This window comes from Jiangella asiatica (genome assembly GCF_004349065.1).
GTDB classification, from domain to species: domain Bacteria; phylum Actinomycetota; class Actinomycetes; order Jiangellales; family Jiangellaceae; genus Jiangella; species Jiangella asiatica.
Genome location: NZ_SMKZ01000001.1, coordinates 448591 through 457983 on the forward strand (window position 1 = coordinate 448591; position 9393 = coordinate 457983).

The 9393-nt window shown below is 71.6% G+C and carries 9 protein-coding genes; 8 read left to right on the forward strand and 1 reads right to left on the reverse strand.

Annotated elements, in window-relative coordinates; all coding sequences use genetic code 11:
* Nucleotides 1-3 precede the first annotated feature (3 nt).
* From E1269_RS01880 to E1269_RS01910, 7 genes are all read left to right on the forward strand, one after another.
* Nucleotides 4-1308, forward strand: coding sequence for a sulfatase family protein (locus E1269_RS01880; RefSeq protein ID WP_131890371.1), 1305 nt, complete (start codon nucleotides 4-6; stop codon nucleotides 1306-1308).
* 51 nt (nucleotides 1309-1359) lie between these two features.
* Complete coding sequence (locus tag E1269_RS01885) at nucleotides 1360-2292, forward strand: MurR/RpiR family transcriptional regulator (protein ID WP_131890373.1); 933 nt, start codon at nucleotides 1360-1362, stop codon at nucleotides 2290-2292.
* A gap of 117 nt (nucleotides 2293-2409) precedes the next feature.
* Nucleotides 2410-3351, forward strand: coding sequence for an ABC transporter permease (locus tag E1269_RS01890; protein ID WP_131890375.1), 942 nt, complete (start codon nucleotides 2410-2412; stop codon nucleotides 3349-3351).
* A 10-nt stretch (nucleotides 3352-3361) separates the two neighbouring features.
* A complete protein-coding gene (locus E1269_RS01895; RefSeq protein WP_131890377.1) occupies nucleotides 3362-4516 on the forward strand; it encodes an ABC transporter permease in 1155 nt (384 codons plus the stop codon).
* A gap of 22 nt (nucleotides 4517-4538) precedes the next feature.
* Nucleotides 4539-6773, forward strand: a complete 2235-nt coding sequence (locus E1269_RS33230; RefSeq protein WP_131890379.1) for an ABC transporter ATP-binding protein — start codon at nucleotides 4539-4541, stop codon at nucleotides 6771-6773.
* 92 nt (nucleotides 6774-6865) lie between these two features.
* Entirely contained in the window at nucleotides 6866-7639 is a 774-nt protein-coding gene (locus E1269_RS01905; protein ID WP_162606175.1) for an SDR family NAD(P)-dependent oxidoreductase, read from the forward strand.
* A gap of 26 nt (nucleotides 7640-7665) precedes the next feature.
* On the forward strand, nucleotides 7666-8406 hold the full coding sequence (locus E1269_RS01910) for a nucleotidyltransferase domain-containing protein (protein WP_131890383.1): 741 nt from the start codon (nucleotides 7666-7668) through the stop codon (nucleotides 8404-8406).
* A gap of 4 nt (nucleotides 8407-8410) precedes the next feature.
* Here E1269_RS01910 and E1269_RS01915 read toward each other — a convergent pair whose 3' ends face one another.
* A complete protein-coding gene (locus E1269_RS01915) occupies nucleotides 8411-8599 on the reverse strand; it encodes a hypothetical protein (RefSeq protein WP_131890385.1) in 189 nt (62 codons plus the stop codon).
* A gap of 22 nt (nucleotides 8600-8621) precedes the next feature.
* On the opposite strand from E1269_RS01915, the gene E1269_RS01920 reads away from it, so the two are divergent.
* Nucleotides 8622-9170 (forward strand): AAA family ATPase, encoded by a 549-nt coding sequence (locus tag E1269_RS01920; protein WP_131890387.1) that lies wholly within the window; start codon nucleotides 8622-8624, stop codon nucleotides 9168-9170.
* Nucleotides 9171-9393 lie beyond the last annotated feature (223 nt).

A 9393-nucleotide genomic window follows, 5' to 3' on the forward strand; every position in this document is an offset into this window, starting at 1 on the left:
GCCATGACGGAGACGACGCGGTCGCGGCCCAACGTGCTGGTCGTGCTGACCGACCAGCAGTTCGGCGGGGCGATGAGCTGCGCGGGCAACACCGACCTGCGCACTCCGGCGATGGACGCCCTGGCCGCGCAGGGGGTGCGGTTCCCCAACGCGTACTGCGCCCAACCGCTGTGCAGCCCGTCCAGGGCCAGCATGATGACCGGTCTCATGCCGCACCAGACCGGCGTCACCGGCAACGCCGCGGCGATGGACGACGCGCTGCGCAAGCGGCAGCTCGGCTACCTGTTCGCCGACGCCGGCTACGACTGCGCGTACGGCGGGAAGTGGCACCTGCCGGAGTACGACATGACCGGCGACTACGGGTTCCACCAGGTCTTCGGCTTCGGCGACGACCACCTCGCCGACGACTGCGTCGGCTTCATCCGCGAGCGGCGTGACCGACCGTTCTTCCTCGTCGCGGCGTTCGACAACCCGCACAACATCTGCGAATGGGCCCGCAACGAGCCGCTGCCGTGGGGTGACGTGCCGGACGTCGACACCGACGAGTGCCCCAACCTGCCGGCCAACTTCCCCATCCCGCCGTACGAGCCGGAGCTTCTGCGGGTGGCCCAGGCCCAGTTCCCGCGGTGGTACCCGGTCGCCAACTGGACCGAGGACCGCTGGCGTCACTACCGGCACACCTACTACCGGCTGTGCGAGAAGGTCGACGCCGAGATCGGCCGGCTGCTCGACGCCGTCCGGGAGACCGGCGTCGAGGAGGAGACGCTGATCGTCTTCTCCAGCGACCACGGTGACGGCATGGGGGCGCACCGCTGGAACCAGAAGTGGACGCTGTACGAGGAGTCCGTCCGGGTGCCGTTCATCGTCTCGTGGAAGGGCGTCACCACGCCCGGGCGGGTGGCCGACGACCTCGTGTCCGCCGGCGCGGACGTGCTGCCCACGCTGTGCGACTTCGCCGGTATCGAGGCGCCGGACGGGGTGGCCGGCACCAGCCGGCGCGCCGTCTGCGAGGGACGGTCCGACGAGGCCAACCCGGCGGACCAGGTAGTGGTCGAGACCCGGTGGGACACGCCGGTGCTGCCGCACGCCTACGGCCGGATGCTGCGGACCCGGCGGTACAAGTACGCCGTCTACGCCTGGGGCCAGGATCGTGAGCAACTGTTCGACCTGGACGAGGACCCCGGCGAGATGGTGAACCTGGCCCGCGACGCCCGTCATCGGCCGGTCCTGGACGAGCACCGGGCACGGCTGGCCGAGTGGTGCGACCGTACCGGTGACGATTTCCTGCGTCTGCGTCTGCGCGGCTGATGCCGATGACGCCGCGCCGGAGCTACCGTGTGATCGGAATTGGAGCGTGACATGACCTCCGAGTCTTTGCCGGGGACACCCGAGGGTGCGGACGCGCCGTCCTGCCTGGAACGGCTGCGCCAGGCCCGACCGAACCTCAGCGGCGCGCGGGCCCGGGTCGCCGACACGATCCTGGCCGACCCGTGGAAGGTCCGCGGCGTCGCCATCCAGGTGCTGGCCCAGGCGGCCGGTGCCTCGGAGAACGCCGTCAGCCGGCTCACCCACGTGCTGGGCTACTCCGGCTACCGCGAGTTCGCGCAGGCGCTCTCCCTCGACCTGGGCAAGACCCTCGGCTTCTACCACTCGCACCCGGTCGACCTGGCACTGGAGACCAGGGCCGGCACCGGCGGGGTCAGCGACCTCATCCAGCGGGTCATGGCGCTGGAGGTCGAGTGCATGCAGGACACCCTGACCAACCTCTCCGAGCCGGCGCTGCGCCACGTCGTCAACCGGCTGGCGACGGCGCCGGCGGTGCTGCTCGTGGGCACGGGGACGGCGGCGCCGCTGTGCCAGATGCTGTCGTACCGCCTGGCGAGCATCGGGGTGGCCGTGGCCTGGACCTCCGACCCGATGATGATGCTGGCGCAGGTCTCGCGGCTGCAGCAAGGTGACCTCGTCCTGGGCATCTCGTACTCCGGCCGGTCCCGCGACACCGTCCAGGCGCTGCACTACGCGAAGAGCCACGGTGTCGAGACGGCGGCGCTGACGGCCAACCCGCAGTCACCTCTCGGCGACGTAGTCCAGACGTCGCTGACCATCTTCAGTTCAGCGGTGTCTCGCGGCTCGGCCCAGTTCAGCGCGCGCGTGGCCGGACTGGCCCTGCTCGAGGCGATCGCGACGGCGGTCGCGGAGGCCAAGGGCGGCACCTCGCTGGCGGCCCTGGAGGAGCTGGGGGCCAGCCAAGGGCGACTCAACGACCTGCCGCCGGACTGGCGCGGCGACTAGCCACGCCGGGGCGGTCACCGACCGCACTCGCACGCGACCGGCCATCGGGCCGTCGCCATCTCGTCTCCCGCCTTCGACGTGCCGTTCACCCGACCACATGGGGGGTGTCGTTTCTCCATGGCCGCATTCATCGCGCGCCGGTTCCTGTACATGGTCCCGACCGTGTTCCTGATCTCGCTGGTGGCGTTCGTCATCATCCAACTGCCGCCCGGTGACTACCTGACCACACTCATGGCGCAGTACGCGTCGCAGGGCGAGTCGCTGGACCAGGCCCAGCTGGACGCGATGAACGAGCGCTACGGGCTGGACCAGCCCTTCTTCGTGCAGTACTGGAAGTGGATCTCGGGCATCATGTTCCACCTGGACTTCGGACAGTCCTTCGAGTGGAGCCAGTCGGTGTCCGGCCTGCTCGCCGACCGGCTGCCGCTGACCATGGCGCTCGCCGGCCTGACCCTGCTGCTGACGTGGTTCGTCGCGGTGCCGCTCGGGGTCTTCTCCGCGGTGAAGCAGTACTCCATCGGCGACTACGTCGCCACGACCATCGGGTTCCTCGGACTGGCGACGCCGAACTTCCTGCTCGCGCTGGTCATGCTGTGGGTCGCGTTCAGCACGTTCGGGCTCTCCGTCGGTGAGGCGAACCCGGTGACCTTCGCCATCGCGATCCTCGTCCTGGGTACGGCGGGCACCGCCGGGCTGATCCGGATCCTGCGCGCGAACCTCCTCGACGAGCTGCGAAAACCGTACGTGGTGGCGGCTCGGGCCCAGGGGTTGCCGGAGGGGCGGCTGCTGGTGAAGTACCCCTTGCGGGTCGCGATGAACCCGTTCTTTTCGACCATCGGCTGGCTGCTGCCGAGTCTCGTCGGCGGTGAGGTGATCGTCGCGACGGTGATGAACCTCAACACCGTCGGGCCGCTGCTCCTGGGCGCGTTGCGCAGCCAGGACATGTACCTCGCCGGCTCGATCATCCTGATTCTCGGCGTCCTGACGGTGCTCGGGACGCTCATCTCCGACATCGCCCTGGCCTGGCTCGATCCTCGGGTCCGGCTCCGCTACCGGTAGGGAGAGCGACATGACGCAGCAGTTGCCGCCGGCCGGGCCAGCGGCCGAACCGGCGGTCCAGGACGTCGCGCCCGCGGCCGTGTCGGTGGCCTCGCAGTGGCGCCTCATGTGGTGGCGGTTCCGCAAGCACAAGCTGGCGCTGGCCGGCCTCGTCGTGACCGCGACGCTGTACCTCGTCGCCGTCTTCGCCGGCTTCCTGGCCCCGTACGACTCCAGCCACCTGGACCCCGAGTACACCTACGCGCCGCCGCAGCGGCTGCACGTCGTCGACACCAGCGACGGCTGGGACTGGGGGCTCTACGTCAACGGCTACACCGCCGAGCAGGACCCGGAGACGCTGGAGATCCGGTTCGAGGTCGACGAGGACACCAAGGTGCCGGTCGAGCTGTTCGCCCGTGGCCCGTCCTACACGCTGTTCGGCCTGATCGAGACGAACATCCACGTGATCGGGCCGGCCGACCCCGACGGTCCGCCGATGTACCTGCTCGGCGCGGACCGGCTCGGCCGCGACCAGCTCTCGCGCATCATCCACGGCACCCGGGTTTCGATGTCGGTCGGCCTGGTGGGTGTGGCGGTCGCGTTCGTGCTCGGCGTCACGCTGGGCGGGGTCTCCGGCTACCTGGGCGGCAAGGTCGACACCGTCATCCAGCGCATGGTCGAGTTCTTCATGTCGCTGCCGACGCTGCCGCTGTGGCTGGGCCTGGCGGCCGCGGTGCCTACCGACTGGGGACCGCTGGCGCGATACTTCATGATCACCGTCGTGCTGTCGTTCGTGGCGTGGACGAGCCTCGCCCGGGAAGTCCGCGGCAGGTTCCTGTCGCTGCGCGAGGAGGACTTCGTCATGGCGGCGAAGCTCGACGGGGTCGGCCGGCGGGCGATCATCTTCAGCCACATGCTGCCGTCGTTCACCTCGCACCTCATCGCAACCCTGACGCTGTCGATCCCGGCCATGATCCTGGCCGAGACGGCGCTGTCCTTCCTCGGCCTGGGCCTGCAGCCACCGGTGGTGTCGTGGGGCGTGCTGTTGCAGGAAGCGCAGCAGATCCGGGTGATCTCGACCGCACCCTGGCTGCTGTTGCCCGGACTGGCGGTCGTCGTCGCGGTCCTGTCGCTGAACTTCATGGGTGACGGACTGCGCGACGCCGCCGACCCGTATCGACGATGACCACACGAGGACGGGACTCCGTATGACTGCGCACAGAGACGACACCGGCCGCGGCGTCGGCGTGGTGGCCGGCCTGGACAGCCCGGCTCCGGCCGACCCCCGGCAGGTCGGGCGCGAGCTGGCCGCGTCGGGCACCATCCTGCGGATCGACGGGCTACGGACGTACTTCCACACCGACGAGAGCGTGGTGAAAGCCGTCGACGGCGTCAGCCTCGACGTGCCGCGCGGCCGCACCATCTGCGTCGTCGGCGAGTCCGGCTGCGGCAAATCCATCACCGCCCGCTCGGTGCTCGGGCTGGTCGACGCGCCAGGACGGATCGAGGCCGGCCACCTCTGGTGGCATCCGGACCCGGAGGCACCCGCGGTCGACCTGGCCGCGCTGGACCCGCACGGCGCCGAGATCCGCCAGGTCCGCGGCGGCCAGATCGGCATGGTGTTCCAGGAGCCGATGGCGTCGCTGTCGCCGATGTACTCGATCGGTGACCAGCTCGTCCAGGCGATCCGGCTGCACCGACCGGTGTCGGCGGCGGAGGCCAAGGAGCTCGCGATCGCGCAGCTGGCCCGGGTCGGGATACCGCAGCCGGAGCGGCGCTTCGACTCCTACTCGTTCCAGTTGTCCGGCGGCATGTGCCAGCGGGTGATGATCGCCATCGCGTTGTCCTGCGACCCGGCGCTGCTCATCGCCGACGAGCCGACGACCGCTCTCGACGTCACCACGCAGGCCCGCATCCTCGACCTGATCGCGCAGCTGCAGGACGAAACCGGGATGTCGGTCATGTTCATCACGCACGACCTCGGCGTGGTGGCCGAGATCGCCGACGACGTCACGGTGATGTACCTGGGCACCGTCGCCGAACAGGGCTCGGTGACCGACATCTTCGACCGCCCCGAGCATCCGTACACGCGGGCGCTGCTGGAGTCGGTGCCGACCCTGGGCCAGGCCCGCAGCGAGCGGCTGGCGGCCATCGCCGGCATGGTGCCGTCGCCGGACGACCGGCCCACCGGCTGCCCGTTCCACACCCGGTGCCCGTCGGTCATGCCCGGGCTGTGCGACGTCACGCCGCCGGCCGTGCGACAGGTCGGGGACCGGCACGAGGCCGCCTGCCACCTGCACGATCCCGACGTCGAACGGCCGCCGGTGCCGGCCGCGCCGGCACCGAACACCGCGACGCTCACCGGGGCCGAGGACCGGTCGCCGGCGGTGGCGCCGGACGAGGCGGAGCCGCTGCTGTCGGTGCGCGGGCTGCGGATGACGTTCCCGGTCAAGAAGGGGTTCTTCGGCCGCACGGTCGGTCACGTCCAGGCCGTCGACGACGTCGACCTCGACATCCGGCCGGGGGAGACGCTCGGTCTGGTCGGCGAGTCCGGCTGTGGCAAGACGACGCTGGGCCGGTGCATCGCCCGGGCCCTCGACCCGACCGCCGGCACCATCCGCTACCGGGACCCCCGCGGCGGTGCCGAGGTCGATCTGGCCCAGCTGGAGGCCAACCAGCTGCGGCCGTACCGCGAGCACATCCGGGTGATCTTCCAGGACCCGTTCGGCTCGCTGAACCCGCGCAAGACGCTGCTCCAGCTGATCGCCGAGCCGCTGCGGCACATCCGCTCCGAGCGGGTGGACAGCTCCATCGAGGACCGGGTGGCGGCCATGCTGCGCCGCGTCGGGCTGCGTCCGGAGTTCATGCGCCGCTACCCGCACGCGTTCTCCGGCGGGCAGCGCCAGCGCATCAACATCGCCCGCGCCCTCATCACCAACCCCCGGCTGGTCATCGCCGACGAGGCGGTCTCGGCGCTGGACGTGTCGATTCGCGCGCAGATCCTCAACCTCCTCAGCGACCTGCAGGACGAGTACCAGCTGACCTACCTGTTCATCTCCCACGACCTGTCGGTGGTCGAGCACATCTGCGACCGGGTCGCCGTCATGTACCTCGGCCGGATCGTCGAGCAGGCCGAGACCGAGGAGGTGTTCCAGCGGCCCGGGCACCCATACACCGAGGCGCTGCTGTCGGCGGTCCCGGTACCCGACCCGCACCTGCGCGGCGCGGGCCGGCGCATCCGGCTCGCCGACGACCTGCCCGACCCGGCGAACCCGCCGTCCGGGTGCCCGTTCCACACCCGGTGCCCGCACCGCCGGGCCGAGCGCTGCGCCGACGAGCGGCCGCTGCTCCAGCTGTCGCCGACGGGATCGAGCGAGCACCTGGCCGCCTGTCACTACGCCGACGAGCTGAGCCTCGCCGGTGTCGCCGACCCGCTGTCCTGATCACCCCGCTCGTTTTTCGATTGACGAGGCGACCGGCCTGACATAGTTTCGAACTGTCTGTTGCGAACAGCGAAACGTCGTCGGAGGTGAGCGTGCGCGACGGGCGACTGGCCGGACGGGCGGCGCTGGTGACCGGGGCTTCGCGCGGCATCGGCGCGGCCGTGGCCAGGGCGTTCGCCGCCGAGGGCGCCGCCGTAGCCATCGCACACGAGCCGCACCCCGAGATGGCCACCCTCGCCGAGAAGCTCGCCGCCGAGCTGCGCGGCACCGACGCCACCGCCGTCGCCCTCGGTGCCGACCTCGCCGACTCCGACGCGGTCGACGCTCTGGTGGCGGCCGCGCGGCAGGAGGTCGGCCGGCTCGACGTCGTCGTCGCCAACGCCGCCGCCACGAGCCGCACCCCGTGGCGCGAGATCGGTGTGGACGACTGGGGTCGGGTCATGGATGTCAACCTGCGCGCCACCTGGCTGCTGGCCCGCGCCGCGCACCCCGACCTCGCGGCTGGCGGGCACGGCTCGATCATCACCGTCACGAGCGTCATGGTGGCCACCGGTCAGGCTGGCTCGCTGCACTACACCTCGAGCAAGGCGGGCATCGTCGGGCTCACCCGGGCGCTGGCCCGCGAGGTGGGGCCCGACGGCGTCCGGGTCAACGCCGTCATGCCCGGCGCCATCCGGACCGAGCGCGAGGAGGAGCTGGTGCCCGACGCGGACGAGGCCTTCGCGGCCGTCACCGCCGTGCAGGCGCTGAAGCGGCGCGGCACCGCGGCCGACCTCGTCGGCACGTTCGTCTTCCTGGCCAGTGACGACAGCTCGTTCATCACCGGTCAGGTCATCAACGTCGACGGCGGCTGGGTGCACTGGTGAGCGCGGCCGTGCCGTAGCGTGGCCCGGTGTTCAATCCCACCGACCGTGATCAACTGCGCGCCCGGCTCGTCGAGACAGCCCGCGCCGACCCGCGCATCGCCAGCGCGGCCGCGACCGGGTCCGCGGCCGTCGGCGCGGAGGACCGGTGGTCCGACATCGACCTCGCGTTCGGGCTCGCGGCCGGCACCGACCAGGACGCCGTCATCGCCGACTGGACCGCCGCCATGTACTCCGAGCACGGCGCCGTCGACCATCTCGACGTGCCGTTCCGCCGCACCGTCTACCGAGTGTTCCTGCTGGCCAGCACGTTGCAGGTGGATCTCGCGTTCGCGCCGGACGGCGAGTTCGGCCCGACGGCGCCGACCTTCCGGCTGATCTTCGGCACGGCGGCCGAGCAGTCCCCGTCGTCGCCACCGGACCCGTCGACGCTGATCGGCATGGGCTGGCTGTACGCGCTGCATGCCAGGTCGAGCATCGAGCGTGGCCGGGCCTGGCAGGCTGAGTACATGATCAGCGGGACGCGCGACCACGTGCTCGCGCTGGCCTGCCTGCGCCACGGGCTGCCGGCCAGCCAGGGCCGCGGCATGGACCGGCTGCCGCCGGACGTGCTGGGCCTGGTGGCCGAGGCCCTGGTCCGCTCGCTCGACAGGGCCGAGCTGACGCGCGCGTTCCGGGCGGCCGTCGCGGTGTTGGTGGCCGAGGCCCGCAGCGCCGACGCCGACCGTGCCGACCGGCTCGCCGGCGTCCTCGCCGCACTGTCGGGCTAGCGAGTCAGTCGTCGCTGCTGGTACGGCCGGCCAGGAACGCCAGCAGCGCCGAGTCGGCCGACGTGACCCGGTCGACCTCCTCGCCCCCGTCGCACCGGCACAGCGCGACGGTGGTGCCGGCGGGAGTGCGAGCCACGACCCGCCACACGCCGCCGGCGTCCTGCCAGCGGGTCAGCGTGCCCACGACGTCCATGCCACCACTCTATGGTGGTGCGGTGCCCCGGCTGATCGTGCTCAACGGACCACCGGCCATCGGCAAGTCCACCCTCGCCCGCCGGTACGTCGACGACCACCCGCTCGCCCTGAACCTCGACGTCGACCGGGTTCGCGACCTGATCGGCGGCTGGCGCGACGATCCGCACGCCGCCGGCCTGCTGGCCCGCGCGATCGCCGTCGCCGCGGCCGCCGCCCACCTGCGCGCCGGCCACGACGTCGTCGTGCCGCAGTACCTCGGCCGGCCGCGGTTCCTGGAGGAGCTGGAGGCCACCGCCGAGGCCGTGGGCGCGCGCTTCCACGAGCTCGTGCTGTGGGACGAGAAGCACGGCGCGCTGCGGCGCTTCGCCGAGCGCACCCGGGCCGGCGCCGACCCCGCGCACCTGGACGCGGCCGCGCACCTGGACACGCAGGGTGGCCCGGCCGAGCTGTCCGCCATGCACGACCGCCTGGCGGCCCTGCTGCCCACCCGCCCTCGCGCCGTCGTCGTACCCACCCGCGACGGCGACCCCGACCAGGCCTACCGCGACCTCCTGGCCCACCTGGACTGACCTGCACGGCACCAGGCCGCGCCGGAACTCCGTCGGACCCGGCACTGTCCGCTGAACGGTGTGCGGGCCCGGCGGTTCAGTGAGTTGCGGGCTATCACCAGATGGGTGCGGCTCGTGTGTGCTGTCCCGTTGATCGTCAACGGTTGGCGACGTCATGGTGTCGCCACCGGTTGATGATCATGGAACGTTCCTCCACCGGGTCGGAACGGTGGCGGGTCGGGTG